Source organism: Geodermatophilus sp. SYSU D00705 (genome assembly GCF_054050135.1).
The window spans coordinates 92,148-109,385 of sequence record NZ_JBJGYT010000007.1; the positions used below are offsets into that span (position 1 = coordinate 92,148).

Consider the following 17,238-nt stretch of genomic DNA (forward strand, 5'->3'; position numbering starts at 1 on the left):
CGCCGCGGGTCCGCGGTCAGGCGCGGGAGCCGCCGACGCCGGTCGGCCCGGCCGGCGGCTACAGCGCGGCGAGGAAGGCGGCCACCCCGTCGTCGTCGTTGGTGCCGGTCACGTCGGTGGCCGCGGCGAGCAGGTCGGGGTGCGCGTGGGCCATCGCCACGGCCCGGCCACCGGCCTCCCGCACCCAGTCGAACGCGGCGATGTCGTTGGGCATGTCACCGAAGACGACGACGTCCTCCGGGCCGACGCCGTGCTGGGCGGCGACCTTCGCCAGGCCGCTGGCCTTGGTGACGCCGAGCGCGGAGATCTCGGCCAGCGCGTCGCTGGAGGAGTTGGTGACCGTGGCCCGGCCGTCCACCGCGGCCTCGACCAGGGCGACGAACTCGTCGCGCGGCAGTGCCTCGTGGCGGGCCAGCAGCTTGGCCACGGGCACGGCGACCAGCTCCTCCAGCGGGGCGACGGAGACACCGGGGGCGTCGACGTCCCAGCGCGGCTGGTACACCGGCTCGTGCCGGAACTCCAGGCCGTACTCGACGGCGAACCAGGTGTCCGGCTGCTGGCGGCGCAGCTCGGCGGTGACCTCCTGCAGCACCTCGGGCTCGAGGTGGTCCTCGTCGAGGATCTCGAAGCTCTCGAGGTCCAGCAGCACCGCGCCGTTGCAGCAGACGGCGGTGCCGTGCCCCAGGACGTCGCGGATGCGGGTCATCCAGCGCGGCGGCCGGCCGGTGGCCAGCACCACCGGGACGCCGTCGGCCCGCCAGCGCTCCAGCTCGGCGACGGTCGCCTCGCTGACCGTGTCGTCCCGGTGCAGGAGCGTGCCGTCCATGTCGCTGGCGATCAGTCTCGGCTTCCAGTCAGACACCGAGCACAGCCTCCAGGTATCGGGCGACGCCGTCCGCGTCGTGCCCGCTGGTGCGCAGCGGGGTGGCGGCGAGGACGTCGGGGTGCGCGTTGGCGACGGCGACCGCCCGCCCGCCGGCGACCCGCACCGCCTCCAGCATCGGCAGGTCGTTGGGCATGTCACCGAAGACCAGGACGTCACCGAACCCGACGCCGTAGCGCTCCAGCGCGATGGCCAACCCGGACGCCTTGGTGACGCCGACCGGCAGGACCTCGATGAAGCCGAGCCCGGCGTGGGTCAGCTCGGCCTCCGCCGGGTCGACGACCCGCCGGGCGCGGGCCAGCAGCTCGTCCTGGCCGAGGGAGGGCGACCGGAGGAACACCTTGAGCACCGCACCCTGCGGCAGCACCTGGGCCCGCGGCAGCAGGTGGGCCGGCTCCGGGTAGGGCCAGTCGAAGCCGTGCTGGACGCGCAGCGCGCTGTGCACCTCGGCCTGCTCGGCGGCGTCCTCGACGGCGACGACGAGCTCACCGGCCACCGCCTCGATCCGCTCGATGACCGCCATCGCCCGGTCGCGGGGCAGCCCCACGGTGCGCAGCACCTCGTCGCGCTCCAGGTCGACGACGAAGCCGCCCTGGGCCAGGACGGCGATGCCGCGCCCGTCCATCGCCCCGCGGACGCTGTCGAGCAGCCGCGGGCCGCGGCCGGTCACGCCCACGACCGGGATCCCGGCGTCCCAGCAGGCCTCCAGCGCCGCCCGCGTGCGGGCGCTGACCTCGCCGTCGGAGCGCAGCAGGGTGCCGTCGAGGTCGCTGGCCACCAGCTTGGGACGCCAGTCGCCCAGGTCGCCGGGCTCGACCACACGGTCGGAGTGCGGGGAGGGCACGTGCCCGGAGAGCACGGCCCGGGGCGCGGCGTCGCTCATGCGGGCACCGGCGCCGCCAGCGTCATGCCGGGGGCGAGGACCTCGTGGCCGCCCAGCCACGGGCGCAGCGCCGCCGGGACGTACACCGAGCCGTCGGCGCGCTGGTGCACCTCGAGCAGGCAGGCGATGGTGCGGGCGATGGCGCACAGCGTGCCGTTGAGCGTGGCCGCCGGCTGGTTCTTCCCGTCGGCGTCGCGGTACCGGATGGCCAGCCGGCGGGCCTGGAAGGTGGTGCAGTCCGAGGTGCTGGTCAGCTCGCGGTAGGTGCCCTGACTGGGGAACCACGCCTCGATGTCGTACTTGCGGGCGGCACTGGTGCCCAGGTCACCGGCGGCGATGTCGACCACCCGGTACGGCAGCTCCAGCAGCTGGAGGAACTCCTCCTCCCAGGCCAGCAGCCGCAGGTGCTCCTCGGCGGCCTCCTCGGGCCGGCAGAAGCTGAACATCTCGACCTTGTCGAACCAGTGCACGCGGATGATGCCGCGGGTGTCCTTGCCGTAGGAGCCGGCCTCGCGGCGGAAGCAGGACGACCAGCCGGCGTAGCGGCGGGGGCCGGCCGCCAGGTCCAGCACCTCGTTCTGGTGCATGCCGGCCAGCGCGACCTCGGAGGTGCCGACCAGGTACAGGTCGTCGCGCTCGACGCGGTAGACCTCCTCGTCGTGCTCACCGAGGAAGCCGGTGCCCTCCATGGCCTCGGGCCGCACCAGCGCCGGGGCGACGACGGGGGTGAACCCGGCGGCGACGGCCCGGCTGATGGCCAGCTGGGCGAGGGCGAACTCGAGCAGCGCGCCGGGGCCGGTGAGGAAGTAGAAGCGGGCGCCGGAGACCTTCGCCCCGCGCTCCATGTCGATCGCGCCGAGCGCCTCGCCGATCTCCAGGTGGTCGCGCACCGGGAAGTCGTAGGAGGGCACCTCGCCGACGGTGCGCATCGTCACCGCGTCGTCCTCACCGCCGGGCGGCACCTCGTCGTGGACGACGTTGGGGATCCGCAGGTGCGCCTCGCGCAGGGCGGCGTCCGCGGCACGCAGCGCCTCCTCGGCCTCCTTCACCTGGGCGGCCAGTGCCTTGGCCCGCTCCAGGACGGCGGGCCGCTCCTCCGGGGAGGCCTTCTTCACCGCCTGCGAGGCGGCCTTCTGCTCGGCGCGCAGGTCGTCGGCGCGCTTGACCGCCTCCCGGCGGGCGGTGTCGGCAGCGATCAGGTCGTCGACCCGGGACTCGTCGGCCCCGCGGGCTCGCTGGCTGGCCTTGACGAGGTCGGGGTGCTCACGCACGAGCCGCAGGTCGATCACACACCGATCGTACGGACGCACCCCGCCGTGCCGCCCCGCCCGGCGAGATCGCCGCTGTCGCACGGTCGCCGGGCTCCAGGCGGGCCGGATCGGCGACCTCACCGGCGGCGGTCGTGCAGCCTGGGACACTGGACCCATGCGCTTCCTGGGTGGCACCCGTCCGGCGACCGACCTGACCTACGCCGACGTGTTCATGGTGCCCAACCACTCCACCGTGGGCTCCCGGCTCGAGGTCGACCTGACCACGCCCGACCGGGTGGGTACGACCATCCCCGTCGTGGTCGCGAACATGACCGCGATCTCCGGCCGCCGCATGGCCGAGACCGTGGCCCGCCGCGGCGGGCTGGCCGTGCTCCCCCAGGACATCCCGGTGGACGTCGTCGGCGAGGTCGTGTCGTGGGTGAAGGCCCGGCACCCGGTCTACGACACCCCGATCACGCTCGACCCGTCGTCCACGGTCGCCGAGGCGCTGTCGCTCATGCACAAGCGCGCGCACGGCGTGGTCGTGGTGGTGTCCGGCGGCCACCCGGTCGGGATCGTCACCGACGGCGCCTGCCAGGACGTGGACCGCTTCACCCAGCTCGCGCAGGTCATGACCGAGCCGCTCACCGTCCCGGCCGGCACCGACCTGCCCAAGATCTTCGACGTCCTGTCCGACGAGCGGGTCAACGCCGCGCCCGTCGTGGAGGGCGACCGGCTGGTCGGGATCATCACCCGCAAGGGCGCGCTGCGCTCGGCGCTCTACCTCCCCGCGGTCAACGGGGACGGGCAGCTGCTCACCTCGGCCGCCGTCGGCATCAACGGCGACGTCGCGGGCAAGGCCGGCGCGCTGCTGGCCTCCGGCGTCGACGTGCTCGTCGTCGACACCGCGCACGGGCACCAGGAGAAGGCGGTCGAGGCGGTCCGCGCGGTGCGGTCCGTGGCCGGCGCGACGCCGGTCGTGGCCGGCAACGTGGTCACCGCCGAGGGCACTCGCGACCTCATCGAGGCCGGCGCGGACGTCGTCAAGGTCGGCGTCGGCCCCGGCGCGATGTGCACCACGCGGATGATGACCGGCGTCGGCCGGCCGCAGTTCTCCGCCGTCGAGGAGTGCGCCGCGGCGGCCCGTGCCCTGGGCAAGCACGTGTGGGCCGACGGCGGCGTGCGCCACCCGCGCGACGTCGCGCTGGCGCTGGCCGCCGGCGCGGCGAACGTGATGGTCGGCTCCTGGTTCGCCGGCACCTACGAGTCGGCCGGCGACGTCCACGACGACGGCAACGGCCGCCAGTACAAGGAGTCCTTCGGCATGGCCTCGGCCCGCGCGGTCAAGGCCCGGACGTCGGCGCAGAGCGGGTTCGAGCGGGCCCGGGCCGGCCTGTTCGAGGAGGGCATCAGCTCCTCGCGGATGTACCTCGACCCGGCCCGTCCCGGTGTCGAGGACCTCATCGACCAGATCGTGGCCGGGGTGCGGTCGTCGTTCACCTACGCCGGCGCCCGCACGGTGGACCAGTTCCACGAGCGGGCGGTCGTGGGGGTGCAGAGCGCGGCCGGCTACGAGGAGGGCCGGCCGCTGCCCACCAGCTGGTGAAGGCGCTGCCGCTCCCCGTCTTCGAGGAGCTGGTCGCCGACGCCCTCGACCAGGTGCCGGCCGAGCTCATGGCGCTGCTGGACAACGTCGTCGTCCTGGTCGAGGACCGCAACGAGGAGGAGCCCGAGCTGCTCGGGCTCTACGACGGCTACGCCCTGACCGAGCGGGGCTGGCAGTACGGCGGCGCGCTGCCGGACCGGATCATGATCTACCGCGAGGCCATCTGCGACATCTGCTCGACCGCCGAGGAGGTCGTCGAGGAGGTCACGATCACCGTCGTCCACGAGATCGCGCACCACTTCGGCATCGACGACGAGCGGCTGCACGAGCTCGGGTGGGGCTGACGGGTGCGGCTCGACGATCGGCGCCCCGCGTAACGTGACCCGGCGTGGCTGACGTCAGGGGCTCAGGGCTGCCGATCAAGATGCTGCACGACCGCATCCTGGTGGCGCTCCGCAAGGAGGACGGCGAGCGCCGCTCCACGGGCGGCATCCTCATCCCGGCGACCGCCCAGGTGGGCAAGCGGCTGGTGTGGGGCGAGGCGCGCGGCGTCGGTGCCGGGGTCCGCCAGGTGAAGGTCGGCGACCAGGTGCTGTTCTCCCCCGAGGACCAGCACGAGGTCGAGGTGCACGGCGAGGAGCTGATCATCCTGCGCGAGCGGGACGTGCACGCCGTCGCGGCCGAGCGGATCGAGGAGTCCACCGGCCTCTACCTCTGAGGCCCGCGTCGCGGCGCCGGTCGCGCGGTGTCCGGATCCGCGGGCGCCGGGGCAGGCACGCCGAGACCCTGCTCTGTGCGCAGACCGTGCGCAAGCGGCGGGCGAGACCACGATGTGTGCACAGAGCGTGGGACTCAGTCGGCGGCCGGCCGGGCGTGCCGCTCGATCACCGCGGTCATCTCCTCCAGGAACCGGCGGACGACGGCCAGCTCCTCGCCCGAGTAGCCGGCCATCGCGCCGACGAGGTCGCGCTGCAGCCCACCGAAGTACTCCGCCCCGGCCGCCATCGCCTCGTCGGAGATCTCCAGCGCCACCCGGCGCCGGTCCTCGGGGTCCCGGACCCGCCGCACGTGGCCGACCCGCTCCAGCCGGTCGACCAGCGCGGTCACCGACGCCGAGCTGAGCTCCACGGCCGAGCCGAGCGCGCCCGCGGTGAGCGCCTGGCCGCGGCGGGCGGCGTCCATGATCGCCACCAGCGCCCGGACGTCGGTGCGCCCCAGGCCGTGCAGCCCGGCGAACCGCTGTCCCACCGCGTCCAGCTCGACGGTCAGCCGGCGGAGGAGCAGCGCCACCTCCTGCCGCCCGGCGTCGGCGTCCTCGGCCACTCCACCCTCCCGTTGGCGCGCGGCGGCAGAGCGCCGTATTCTCTCGACGATCGAGATGATCGACCGTCGAAGGACATCATGCGCTCCGTCGCCCGCTGGTTGCTCCCCGCCCTCGTCGCCCTCCTCTGGCTCGGCCTGGCCGGCCCGCTGGGGTCGTTCAGCGGCAGGCTGACCGAGGTCCAGGAGAACGACTCCGCAGCCTTCCTGCCCGACAGCGCGGAGTCCACCCGGGTGACCGAGCTGCTGGCGGGCTTCCGGACCGAGCGCAGCCTCCCGGTCGTCCTGCTGTGGGAGAGCGCGGACGGCGCCCTCGAGGAGGCGCAGCTCGGGGAGATCGCCGGGCGCACCCGCGAGGCGGTCGGCCTGGCCGAGGAGGCCGGCGCCCTGACCGGCGAGGCGTCCCCGCCGATCCCGTCGGAGGACGGCGAGGCGGTGCAGGCGGTCCTGCCGTTGGACCCCGACCTCGGCGACGCGCTCGGCGAGGTGGTCGGCGAGCTGCGGGCGCTGCCCGGTGTCGAGGGCACCACCGCGTACGTCACCGGCCCGGGCGCGGTGTTCAACGACTTCCGCGAGGGCTTCTCCGGCATCGACGGCCTGCTGCTGCTCGCCGCGTTCGGCGTGGTCCTGCTGATCCTGCTGATCGTCTACCGCAGCCCGCTCCTGCCGCTGCTGGTGATCACCACGGCCGGGCTGGCCCTCGTGGTCTCCCTCGCGGTCGCCTACCTGCTGGCCGACCGGGGCTGGATCGAGGTCAACGGCCAGAGCCAGGGCATCGCCTCGATCCTCGTCGTCGGCGCGGCCACCGACTACGGCCTGCTGCTGGTCGCCCGCTACCGCGAGGAGCTGCGCCGGGAGACCTCCCGGACCACCGCCATGCGTACGGCGCTCCGGCAGTCGTGGGAGCCGATCGTGGCCAGCGGCGCCACCGTCGTCCTCGGCGTCCTGTGCCTGCTCTTCTCCGACCTCGGCTCCAACCGCGGCCTGGGGCCGATCTCCGCGGTGAGCATCGCCGTCGCGGTGCTGGCCGCGCTCACCTTCCTGCCCGCGGCGCTGGTGCTCCTCGGCCGGGCGGCGTTCTGGCCGTTCCGGCCGCGCGTGGGCGACGACCAGCCGCACGGGCGCGGCTGGCAGCGGGTGGCCACCGGCGTGGGGCGCCGTCCGGGCCGGGTGCTGCTGGCCAGCCTCGCCGTCCTGGTCGCGCTCGCCGCGTTCGCGCCGACCTTCGACGCCGGGGGCATCGCCCTGTCCGACGCCGTCCGCGGGGGCTCGCCGTCGGCGACGGGGCAGGAGGCGCTGGCGCGGCACTTCGACGCCGGCGGCGCCAGCCCGGCCGTCGTCCTCACCCCGGCCGGCGACTGGCCGGCGGTCGCCGAGGCCGCCGCGGGCCTGGACGGCGTCACCGACGTCGTGCCCTTCAGCGGCGAGCGGTCCGGACCGCCCGGCGCGGGCGACCCGGTCGAGGTCGACGGGCTGGTCCGGCTCGACGTCACCCTCGCCGACGCCCCCGACAGCGAGGCCGCGCAGGCCGTGGTCGCCGAGCTGCGGACGGCGGTGCGCGACGTCGACCCCGAGGCGCTGGTCGGCGGCTCGACGGCGAGCGACCTGGACACCCAGGAGACCGCGGCCCGCGACCTGGCGGTGATCGTGCCGCTGGTGCTGCTGGTCATCACCGTGGTCCTCGCGCTGCTGCTCCGGGCGCTGGTCGCGCCGGTGCTGCTGGTGGCCACGGTCGCGCTGAGCGTGCTCTCGACGGTCGGCGTGAGCGCGCTGGTGTTCGAGCACGTCTTCGACTTCCCGGGCAGCGATCCGCAGGTGCTGCTGATCGGGTTCGTCTTCCTGGTGGCGCTCGGGATCGACTACAACATCTTCCTGATGACCCGGGCGCGGGAGGAGTCCGCCCACCACGGCACGAGGGACGGCGTGCTGCGGGCCCTCGCGGTCACCGGCGGGGTCATCACCAGCGCCGGCCTGGTGCTGGCCGCCACCTTCGGCGCCCTCACCGTGCTGCCTCTGGTGATCCTGACCCAGCTCGGGTTCCTCGTCGGCTTCGGCGTCCTGCTGGACACCTTCCTCGTCCGCTCGCTGCTGGTGCCGGCGGCGGTGCACCTGGCCGGCGACCGGGTGTGGTGGCCCGGCGCCCTGGCGGCGCGGACGACGCCGGCGCCGGAGCGCGAGCCGGCGCGCGTGTAGCCGGCCTCCGCCCGCCCGGGCCAGGGTGGTGGCATGGACCCGCTGCGCATCGCGGTGCTCGGCCCCGGCGGGGTCGGGGGCCTGCTCGCCGCCCTGCTGGCCCGGCGGGGGCACGCGGTCACCTGCCTCGCCGGCCGGGAGACGGCCACGGTCGTCGACCGGGACGGGCTCCGGGTGATCAGTGACCGCTACGGCGAGTTCGCGGTGCCGGTCTCCGGTGCGGAGGTCCTGCCCGGGCCGGTCGACGCCTGCCTGGTCACCACCAAGGCCACCCAGCTGGAGCCGGCGCTGGACCGGCTCCCGCCCGACGTGCTGGGGACGGCCCTGCTCGTGCCGCTGCTCAACGGCCTGGAGCACATGGCGGTGCTCCGAGCCCGGCTGCCGCGGGCCCGCACCGTCGCGGGCTCCATCCAGGTGATCGCCAGCCGCACCGCCCCGGGGGCGATCCGGCACGAGGGCCGGCTCGCCACCGTCACGCTGGCACCGGGCGCCGAGCTCCTCGCCGCGGCCCTGGCCGACGCCGGCGTGGACGTCGCCGCGCGCGCCGACGAGGCCGGGCTGCTCTGGGCCAAGCTGTGCTTCCTCGCCCCGATGGCGCTGCTGACTACCAGCGTGGGCGGCCCGATCGGGGAGGTGCGCGAGCGGCGAGGGGCCGACCTGCGGGCTGTCGTCGAGGAGATCGCCGCGGTGGCCCGCGCCGAGGGCGCCGAGGTCGACGCGGCGGCCACCCTCCGGTTCGCCGAGACCGTGCCCGCGGCAGCGAAGTCGTCGATGCTGCGCGACGTCGAGGCCGGCAACCGCACCGAGCTGGAGGCGATCGGCGGCGCCGTGGTGCGGGCCGCCGACCGGCACGGCGTCGACGTCCCGGTCGTCCGCCGCATCGTCACCGAGCTGCGCGCCCGGGTCCGGACCTGAGCGGTGTCAGGCGCGGCCCTCCCGCACGGCCTGCAGCCAGCCGGCGGCCTCGGCGAAGGCGTCGTCGCCGGCGGTCGGCGGCACCGGCTTGTTCTCCCGGCCGTCGGCCCGCGGGTAGGAGCCGAGGAAGCGGACGTCGTCGCACACCCGGTGCAGCCCGGCCAGCGCCTCACCCACGCGGGCGTCGGCGACGTGCCCCTCGCAGTCGAGGGAGAACGAGTACACGCCCAGCCGCTCCCGGGTGGGGCGCGACTCGATGCGGGTCAGGCTGATCCCGCGCACGGAGAACTCGCGCAGCAGTTCCAGCAGGGCGCCGGTGCGGTCGCCGACCACCGCGACCAGCGAGGTCTTGTCGTTGCCGGTGGGGGCCGGCAGCGGCCCCGGCGGGGTAACCAGGAGGAAGCGGGTGACCGCGCCGGGGTGGTCGGCGACGTCCTCGACCAGGGCGGTCAGCCCGTAGCGCTCGGCGGCGATCGGCGCGCAGACCGCGGCGTCGAACTCCCCCTCGGCGACCTGCCGGGCCGCCCCGGCGGTGGACGTCGCCGGCAGGGGGACGACGCCGGGCAGGAGCTCGGCCAGGCGGCGGGCGGTCTGCGCCAGCGCGTGCGGGTGGCTGGCCACGCTGCGGACGGCGGCCAGGTCGGTGCCCGGCCGCACGGCGAGGACGAAGGAGACCGCCAGGAACACCTCGCGGGCGATCAGCAGCGGGGCGCCGTCGGCCAGCGCGTCCATGGTGGCCGGCACCGAGCCCTCGACCGAGTTCTCGATCGGGACGAGGGCCGCGTCGGCCTCCCCCGAGCGGACCGCGGCGAGCGCCGCCGGGACGCTGGCCGCGGGCTGCCGCACCCCCTCCGCAGGGGGAACGACCCTGCTCAGGGCCGCTTCGGCGAAGGTACCCTCGGGCCCGAGATAGGCGAACCGCGTCGGGGGCATCGCAGGCATCCGACGAGGGTAGTGCGGTGGGCCCGGGGCGCCCGCCCCGCCCGGGAGAGCTGCGTCACTCCCCGCACCCGGCGGCCACGCCGGTCGTTGACCCGTCGATGGAGGGATGCGTGACCGCCGGCCCGGACCGCCTCGTCGAGGCCGAGCTCGAGGACGTGCTCTGGCGCCTCCTCGCGGCCAGCTCCCGGGACGACCCCACCGTCTTCACCACCGAGCACGACCGGGCCGAGGCCGTGCTGGTCGCCGCCACCGAACCGCACTGGACGGCCTGGCGGCACGCCTTCGCCGCCCGGCGGGGGCTGCTGGACGGGGACCGTGACGTCGCCGCGAGCGGCGTGCGGGCGGCCCGGGACGCGGTGGTCCGCTGCGCGCCCACCGACCGGACGGCGCTGACGCTGGCCTACCTGGCCCACGTCGAGGTCGCCTCCGACCACTTCGACGCGGCGATGCTCACCGCCATCGACGCGAGCCTGATCGCGGAGGGCTCCGGCGCGGGCGGCCCCTCGCGGGCGCTGCACCAGGCCCACCGGTGGCTCTCGCTCACCCTCACCGCCCTGGACCTGGAGGAGCTCGCCGTCGCCCAGGCGCTGTCCGGGCACCGGGTCGCCGCGGCGCTGCCGGACCTGGCCGACCAGTGGCTGATGCTGCAGCTGTGCGCCCAGCAGCACGCCGAGCTGGCCCAGACTCTGCACCGGCGCGGCGACCTGGACCGCTCCCGGGAACTGGCCGACGTCGCCGTCGAGTGCGCGCGGACCGCCCGCGCCCTGGACTGGGAGCCCGAGCCCGCCGAGCAGGACCTGCTGGACGTCGTCCAGGCGTGGGGACTGACCTGCCGCGGCGACCTGGACGACGCCCTGGGCCCGCTGCGCAGCGCGCACCGGCGGGTCCACCGCGACGGCGGCATCTGGCTGCGCGGGTACACCGACCTGGTGCTCGCCCGGCTGCTCACCCGGCTCGCGCGGTCCCAGGCCGGTGGCGGGCACGGCGCCGAGGCCACCGACCTGCTGGTCGACGCCGCGGGTGCCTTCGCCGCCACCGGGGACCGCCGGCGCTACCGGCAGTGCCTGCTGGAGCTGGGCCAGAGCACCGCCGCCATGGGCCGCCCGGCCGAGGCGCTGCACTGGCTGGAGGCCTACCGCGCCGACACCGGCCGGGCGCACGCCCGCGGCCGGGAGCTGTGGGCGGAGATGTTCGTGCGCCGCAGCCGGCTGCGGGAGGCCGAGCGGCAGACCGCCGTCCTCCGGCGGCACGCGATGGAAGACCCCCTCACCGGCCTCGGCAACCGGCGCAGCGCGGAGCGGCGGCTGGGCAACCTGCGGCTGGGCGAGGAGCCGCTGTCGCTGGCCGTCGTCGACGTCGACCGGTTCAAGGAGGTCAACGACGACACCTCCCACTCGCACGGCGACGAGGTGCTGCGGCGGGTGGCCGCGCTGCTGCTGGAGCACAGCCGCACCGGCGACGAGGTGTACCGCTGGGCGGGCGACGAGTTCCTCGTCGTCCTGCCGACGGCCACCGAGCACCAGGCGCTGGTCGCCATGGACCGGCTGCGCGCCGCCGTGGCCGGCGCCGACTGGGCGGACCTCCAGCTCACCGAGCCGGTGACCGTGAGCATCGGGGTGGCGACGGCGGCCGGCGCCGCCGAGGAGCCGGTCGCGTGGCGTTCGCTGTTCGACACCGCCGACCTGCACCTGTTCACCGCCAAGCGCAGCGGCCGCAACCGGGTCCGCGCCCCGGGCGGGCGGGCGCCGCGCGAGGACGCCTCGTGACCGGACTCGCCGGGTGGGACGGCTGTGACGAAACGGACGACCGTCGGCGCGCCCCCCGGCCGGTGCTCGACTCGGCGCGGGAGGCCGTGCACAGTGCGCTCGTGCCACCGGGAACCCTGCACCAACGGGTGACCGCTGCGCTGGCGAACTGGCAGCTCGACGACGCCGAGGAGCTGCTCGCCGACGTCGAGACCGACATCTCGCCCTACGAGGTCTCCTCCCCGGACGACGCACCGGACCCGCTCGGCCGCGCCTGGGCCGACACGCTGCGCGCCGAGCTGCTGGTGCGCCGGCTGCGGGTGGCCGGGTTCACGCTCGTCGGCGACCCGGTGGAGCCGCCGCACGGCACGGGCACGCCGCCCGCCCTCGACCTGCACGCCGGGGTCGCCGAGCTCATCGACGGCACCGAGGACGCCGACCCGCGGGCCGAGTCCGCCTCCCGCGCAGCCCTGGCGATCGCGCTGGTGCGCTCGGCGAAGGCCGCGTTCGAGGCCACCGACGACGACCTGCAGCGCGCGGCCGGCCTGGCGCGGCACGCCCGCATCGAACTGCTCTCGCGTCGCATCGACGCCGCGATGGACGAGGCGGTCGAGGCCGCCAGCCTGCTCGACCCCGCGCTGCCGCCGTCCCTGCTGCTCATCGACACCCTCGGCACCCTCGCCGCGGTGCTCGCCGACCTCGAGCTCATGCCCCTGGCCCTGGACTACCAGCGGCGGGCGCACGAGGCGGCGGCCGCACCCGGGGCGCTGACCGGCGAGGACGGCGACGCCGACGTGCTCGTCGCCCGCACCGCGACCCGCCTGGGCGAGCTGTGCGCCGAGCTCGGCGAGGCGCTGCTGGACGACGGCGTCCCCGACGCCGCCGAGGCGCACTTCGCCGAGGCCCGGGAGCTGGCCGAACAGGCGCTGGCGCTGCTGCCGCCCGAGGCGGCCGAGGCCGTCGTCGCCGCCCAGGTCGTGCACGGCTGGGCCCTGGTCGGCCTCGGCGCGCACGCCGCGGCCGCCGCACCGCTGCGCGCCGCCGTCCGCGTCACCTCCGCCGGCGGCGACCGCGCCCTCCTGTCGGCCGCCCTGCTGGCGCTGGGCCGCGCGCTGCGCCGCCAGGGCGACGGCCGCGGGGCCGACGAGCAGCTGGCCCGGGCGCTGGCCATCGCCACCGAGCACGGGCTGCCGAGGCTGCGCCGGGCCGCGCTGCGCGAGCTGTGCACGCTGCACTCGGAGCTCGACGACGCCGGCCGGGCCCTGCCCTACCTGCAGGCCTACCTCGCCGACGAGCTGGACCGGGTCGACGAGCGGCGCACCCGCTGGGTGGAGCTGTTCGGCCGGCGCAAGAGCCTGCTGGAGACCGAGCGGGCCGCCGGGCAGCTGCGCCGGCAGGCCTACGAGGACCCGCTCACCCACCTGCCCAACCGGCGCTACGCCGAGGCCCGGCTGGACGTCCTGCTCTCCTCCGGCGCCGCCCCCGCGCTGGCCGTGGTGGACGTCGACCGGTTCAAGGAGGTCAACGACACCGCCGGGCACCCGACCGGCGACGTGGTGCTGCGCACCGTGGGCGAGCTGCTGATCGCCGGCGTCCGCGACACCGACGAGGTGTGCCGCTGGGCCGGCGACGAGTTCGTCGTGCTGCTGCCCGAGACCACCGCCGAGCAGGCCGAGCGCGCGCTGGAGCGCACCCGCCGTGCGGTCGCCGCCCACGACTGGGCGAGCCTCGGCGTGGACCTCCCCGTCACCATCAGCGTCGGCATCGCCTCGGCCACCCGCGGCGACGACCGCCGCACCCTGTTCGCCGCCGCCGACGGGGTGCTCTACGACGCCAAGCGCCGCGGCCGCGACCGCGTCGTCCGGCTGTCGGCGAAGACGCAGACCCGCGCCGGGGACAGCCCGCTCGACGCGCTGTTCGGCCCGCCGTCGTCGGCTGCGACGCCTGTGACGGACGTGTCCACTGGGACCGACACGGCCCCCGCCGGTACCCGGGAGCCGGTCGTCGTGGCGCCTAGGGTCCCTGCCGTGCAGCCTTCCCCGCTGGACGACCCCGCCGGTGACCCCGGCGGTTTCGCCCCCCTCCTCGTCGAGCCGGTCGACTCCCCGCTGGGCCTGGGCAGTCCCGTCGAGCCCGCGCTCGGGCCGGTGCCGCCGGTCGAGCCCGCTCCCGCGGCCCCGCTGCGGGACGCGCCGGCCGAGCCCGACGTCGTCTGGGCCACCGGCCGCAGCACCGAGCAGGTGCTGACGCTGGTCCGCGAGGCACGCCGGGAGTTCCCCGACCGGCCCGCCGTCGTGGTGCGCGCCACCGCCGAGACCCTGGTGGCGCTGGCCAGCGAGCACGACGCGTACACGACCGTCGACGCCGCGGCGATGTCCGCGGCCGTCGGGCCGCTGCCGGAGCCCGTGGGCCGCATCGGCGTCCTGTGCGGTGCCGGCGGCGACCTGCCCGTGGCCGCCGAGGCCGCCTTCGCCGCCCGGATCACCGGGACCTCGGTGGTGCGGGTGGACGACGTCGGGGGCAGCCGGATCCGCCCGCTGCTGACCGATCGCACCCTGCTCGACGACGTGGACTGCCTGGTCGTGGTGGCGGGCATGGACGCCTCGCTGGCCGGCCTGGTCGGCGCGATGACCGACGTGCCGATCGTCGCCGTCCCCACCTCCACCGGGCAGCCCGGCTCGTTCGGCGGGTTCAGCGCGCTGCTGACCATGCTCAACTCGGCGTCACCCGGCGTCGTGGTGAGCAACATCGACAACGGCCACTCCGCCGGCGTCTTCGCCGCCCGCATCGCCCGGAGGACCCGCCGGTAGCTGCCTCCTGCGGGATCCCGTGCGCTCCTGCGGCGGTGCACCGCCGCAGGAGCGCACGGAACACCGCAGAAGCGCCCTCACTACGGTCTCAGCGTGATCGGTTGGCTGGACCTGGCGGCAGGGGCTTCCGGGGATCTCCTGTTGGGCGCGCTCGTCGACGCCGGGGTGCCGCTGGAGGTCCCGGCGACGGCCGTGGCCGCGCTGCCGGTCGAGCGCATCCGGCTGGTCACCGAGCAGGTGAGCCGGCACGGGCTGGGCGCCACGCGGGTGCACGTGCACGCCCCGCCGTCGGTGCGCACCCGCACCTGGGCCGACGTCCGCGACCTGCTCGCCGACGCCGACCTCGCCCCCGCGGTCCGGGACGGCGCGCTGGCGGTCTTCGAGCGGCTGGCGGTCGCCGAGGGCCGGGTGCACCGGATCGCGCCGGAGAGCGTCCACTTCCACGAGGTCGGGGCGCTGGACGCGCTGGCCGACGTCGTCGGGGTGGTCGCCGCGTTCGAGCACCTGGGCCTGGAGCGGCTCACCGCCTCCCCCGTCGCGCTGGGCAGCGGCGCGGCCCGCAGCGCGCACGGCGTGGTGCCGGTCCCGGCGCCCGCGGTGCTGGAACTGCTGGCCGGGGCGCCGGTGCACGCCGGCCCGGTGCCCGCGGAGGCCTGCACGCCCACGGGTGCCGCACTGCTGGCCGCCCGCGTGGACGAGTGGACGACGCTGCCGCCGATGCGGGTGCAGACGGTGGGCGTCGGCGCCGGTGCCCGCGACCCCGAGCAGCTGCCCAACGTCGTCCGGCTGGTGCTCGGGGAGCCCGAGCCGCCCACGCCGGCCTCGGCGGTGGTGCTGGAGGCCAACGTCGACGACCTGGACCCGCGGCTGTGGCCCGGCGTGCTCGACCGGCTGCTGGCGGCCGGCGCCCAGGACGCCTGGCTGACCCCGATCCTCATGAAGAAGGGGCGCCCGGCGCACACCCTGTCGGTGCTGTGCCCGCCCGACGCGGTCGACGAGCTGCGCGCGACGGTGTTCACCGCGACGTCCACGATCGGGCTGCGGGTGGTGCCGGTCGGCAAGGTGGCGCTGGAGCGGGCCTCGGCGTCGGTGGCGGTCCTCGGCGGCCGGGTGGGCGTGAAGCTCGCCGTCCTCGACGGGCGCGTGGTCAACGTCAGCGTGGAGTTCGACGACGTGGCCGCGCTGGCCGGGCGGCTCGCGGCGCCGGTCAAGGAGGTCCTGCGCGCGGCCACGGCCGCCGCCGAGGCGGCCTACCCCGTGCCCTGACCGGTGCCGGGCGGACGGCGCAGGCCCGCGGCGACCACCGGGACGACGGCGAGGACGGCGACCGCCACGCCCCCGAGACCGCCGAGCGCCCAGGCCGCGAACACCGGGAGCGAGGCCAGCTCGAGCCCGAGTCCCGCGACCGAGGTGATGGTCGCCCGGTGCGGACCGGTGATGCGGTGCTGCAGCCGCGCCTCCCCGACGACCAGCACGGCGATGTAGACGCCGTAGGCCGCGGCGAGCGCGACCAGCGCCGCCGGCCGGGCCCACAGCGCCGTGCCGACGAGCAGGAGCCCGGACAGCGCCAGCAGCGCCGGCAGCGCGCGGTCGGGGAGCCGCTCGGCCCGGCCGGCCAGGGCCCCGCCCAGCGCTCCGGCCAGCGCGGTGGCCAGGACGGCGAAGGGCACGGCCTCGGTGGACACGCCCCAGTCCGCGGCGAGGACGGGGAAGTACTCCTCGACCGCGTCCAGGCCGCCGAGGAGGGCGACCGCGAGCACGGTGAGCCGCAGACCCGGGCGCAGCGCCTCGGCCACGCCCTGCCGGAGCGGTACGTCCTCGCCCTCGTCGTCCTCGGCGACGTGCCGGGCCTCGGGGAAGCGGAGCGCGAGCGCGGCGGCGGCCAGGCACACCGCGACGCTGGCCCAGCCGACGGCCGGGTACCCGCCCACGGCGAACAGCGCGCTGGCCGCGGCCGCCGTCGGCACCTGCACGAGCAGCTCGGCGCCGGTCATCCAGCCGTTGACGCGGGTGTAGGCCGACTCGGCCCCGACCGCGGCCAGCCCGTCGTAGACGAGGGCCTCCGCGGCGCCGGACACCAGCGCGGAGGAGACGCCCCACAGCGCGAACCCGATGGCGAACGCCGGGGCGGCGGGGGCGGCGGTCCACACCGCGAAGGCGACCGCCTGGAGCACGCCACCGAGGACGACGACCCCACGCCGCGACCAGCGGTCGGCCAGGACGCCGGCCGGGACCTCGGTGAGCAGGCCGGTGACCGACCAGACGGCGAACAGCGCGGACACCTGGGCGCCGGAGAGCCCGGTGTCGAGGAAGAGCAGCGCGTAGAGCGGGTAGTACGGGACCAGCTCGGAGAGCGCGGCCCAGCCCACGGCCAGCCGGGCCAGCGGCCGGGCCGCGGGGGTCAGGGGGGCCGTGGACGGGCGTCAACGGAACGGCATGGCCCGACGCTAGTGCGACAGCTCACCCGTGCGCACCCGGATTCCCCCGGGAGGGCTCGGCTAGGCTGGCGGGCCGAGAAGGGGAGTAGCCCCCCGTCCGCTGGTCGACATGCTGGCGCACCACCCCGCGGTGGTCGCCCGGTCAGCGGGCCCACGCCCCCGGCGTGGGTGGGCGAGACCTTCGACCAGTGCAGTCCCGTGCTGCCGGTCGGAGGCGTACCCGCACCCGCCCGGCAGTGCCGAGCGGAAGAGA

Annotated in this window: 14 protein-coding genes; 8 read left to right on the top strand and 6 right to left on the bottom strand. The window is 76.2% G+C overall.

The genetic code is table 11. The annotated features are described in order from the left end of the window. Nucleotides 1-58 precede the first annotated feature (58 nt). Genes ACI78Q_RS07945 through serS form a run of 3 tightly spaced genes read right to left on the bottom strand, consistent with a single transcriptional unit; the run spans nt 59 to nt 3,055 of the window. The gene (locus tag ACI78Q_RS07945; protein WP_456922790.1) at nt 59-862 is read right to left on the bottom strand and encodes a Cof-type HAD-IIB family hydrolase; all 804 of its coding nucleotides are present in this window, start codon (nt 860-862) and stop codon (nt 59-61) included. Further along, a complete protein-coding gene (locus ACI78Q_RS07950) occupies nt 855-1,766 on the bottom strand; it encodes an HAD family hydrolase (RefSeq protein ID WP_456922791.1) in 912 nt (303 codons plus the stop codon). Before ACI78Q_RS07950 ends, ACI78Q_RS07945 begins: the two co-directional genes overlap by 8 nt. Continuing rightward, nucleotides 1,763-3,055 carry a serine--tRNA ligase gene (gene serS, locus ACI78Q_RS07955; RefSeq protein ID WP_456922792.1) on the bottom strand — a complete coding sequence of 431 codons (1,293 nt, stop codon included), beginning with the start codon at nt 3,053-3,055 and terminating at the stop codon, nt 1,763-1,765. The genes ACI78Q_RS07950 and serS overlap by 4 nt, the downstream gene beginning before the upstream one ends. Nucleotides 3,056-3,191: 136 nt before the next feature. On the opposite strand from serS, the gene ACI78Q_RS07960 reads away from it, so the two are divergent. Genes ACI78Q_RS07960 through ACI78Q_RS07970 form a run of 3 tightly spaced genes read left to right on the top strand, consistent with a single transcriptional unit; the run spans nt 3,192 to nt 5,340 of the window. Next, nucleotides 3,192-4,622, top strand: coding sequence for a GuaB1 family IMP dehydrogenase-related protein (locus ACI78Q_RS07960; RefSeq protein ID WP_456922793.1), 1,431 nt, complete (start codon nt 3,192-3,194; stop codon nt 4,620-4,622). Continuing rightward, complete coding sequence (locus tag ACI78Q_RS07965) at nt 4,619-4,966, top strand: metallopeptidase family protein (RefSeq protein WP_456922794.1); 348 nt, start codon at nt 4,619-4,621, stop codon at nt 4,964-4,966. The genes ACI78Q_RS07960 and ACI78Q_RS07965 overlap by 4 nt, the downstream gene beginning before the upstream one ends. A 44-nt stretch (nt 4,967-5,010) precedes the next feature. After that, nucleotides 5,011-5,340 carry a GroES family chaperonin gene (locus tag ACI78Q_RS07970; RefSeq protein ID WP_456922795.1) on the top strand — a complete coding sequence of 110 codons (330 nt, stop codon included), beginning with the start codon at nt 5,011-5,013 and terminating at the stop codon, nt 5,338-5,340. A gap of 134 nt (nt 5,341-5,474) precedes the next feature. Here ACI78Q_RS07970 and ACI78Q_RS07975 read toward each other — a convergent pair whose 3' ends face one another. Beyond that, on the bottom strand, nt 5,475-5,945 hold the full coding sequence (locus tag ACI78Q_RS07975) for a MarR family winged helix-turn-helix transcriptional regulator (RefSeq protein ID WP_456922796.1): 471 nt from the start codon (nt 5,943-5,945) through the stop codon (nt 5,475-5,477). 78 nt (nt 5,946-6,023) lie between these two features. On the opposite strand from ACI78Q_RS07975, the gene ACI78Q_RS07980 reads away from it, so the two are divergent. Continuing rightward, nucleotides 6,024-8,135 carry an MMPL family transporter gene (locus ACI78Q_RS07980; RefSeq protein ID WP_456922797.1) on the top strand — a complete coding sequence of 704 codons (2,112 nt, stop codon included), beginning with the start codon at nt 6,024-6,026 and terminating at the stop codon, nt 8,133-8,135. Nucleotides 8,136-8,168: 33 nt separating this feature from the next. Continuing rightward, nucleotides 8,169-9,050, top strand: a complete 882-nt coding sequence (locus tag ACI78Q_RS07985) for a ketopantoate reductase family protein (RefSeq protein ID WP_456922798.1) — start codon at nt 8,169-8,171, stop codon at nt 9,048-9,050. A 6-nt stretch (nt 9,051-9,056) separates the two neighbouring features. Here the strand turns inward: ACI78Q_RS07985 and pheA are convergent, their stop codons facing one another. Further along, on the bottom strand, nt 9,057-9,992 hold the full coding sequence (gene pheA / locus ACI78Q_RS07990) for a prephenate dehydratase (protein WP_456922799.1): 936 nt from the start codon (nt 9,990-9,992) through the stop codon (nt 9,057-9,059). 110 nt (nt 9,993-10,102) lie between these two features. Between pheA and ACI78Q_RS07995 the strand changes: the two genes are divergently transcribed. From ACI78Q_RS07995 to larC, 3 genes are all read left to right on the top strand, one after another. Continuing rightward, nucleotides 10,103-11,758, top strand: coding sequence for a diguanylate cyclase (locus ACI78Q_RS07995; protein WP_456922800.1), 1,656 nt, complete (start codon nt 10,103-10,105; stop codon nt 11,756-11,758). Nucleotides 11,759-11,859: 101 nt separating this feature from the next. Further along, nucleotides 11,860-14,547 carry a diguanylate cyclase domain-containing protein gene (locus ACI78Q_RS08000; RefSeq protein WP_456922801.1) on the top strand — a complete coding sequence of 896 codons (2,688 nt, stop codon included), beginning with the start codon at nt 11,860-11,862 and terminating at the stop codon, nt 14,545-14,547. Between the two features lie 93 nt (nt 14,548-14,640). After that, nucleotides 14,641-15,813 carry a nickel pincer cofactor biosynthesis protein LarC gene (gene larC / locus ACI78Q_RS08005; protein ID WP_456922802.1) on the top strand — a complete coding sequence of 391 codons (1,173 nt, stop codon included), beginning with the start codon at nt 14,641-14,643 and terminating at the stop codon, nt 15,811-15,813. Here larC and ACI78Q_RS08010 read toward each other — a convergent pair. Beyond that, nucleotides 15,798-16,916: an MFS transporter gene (locus ACI78Q_RS08010; protein WP_456922803.1), complete on the bottom strand. Its 1,119-nt coding sequence runs from the start codon at nt 16,914-16,916 to the stop codon at nt 15,798-15,800. The two genes, larC and ACI78Q_RS08010, sit on opposite strands and share 16 nt — an antisense overlap. Between the last annotated feature and the right edge of the window lie 322 nt (nt 16,917-17,238).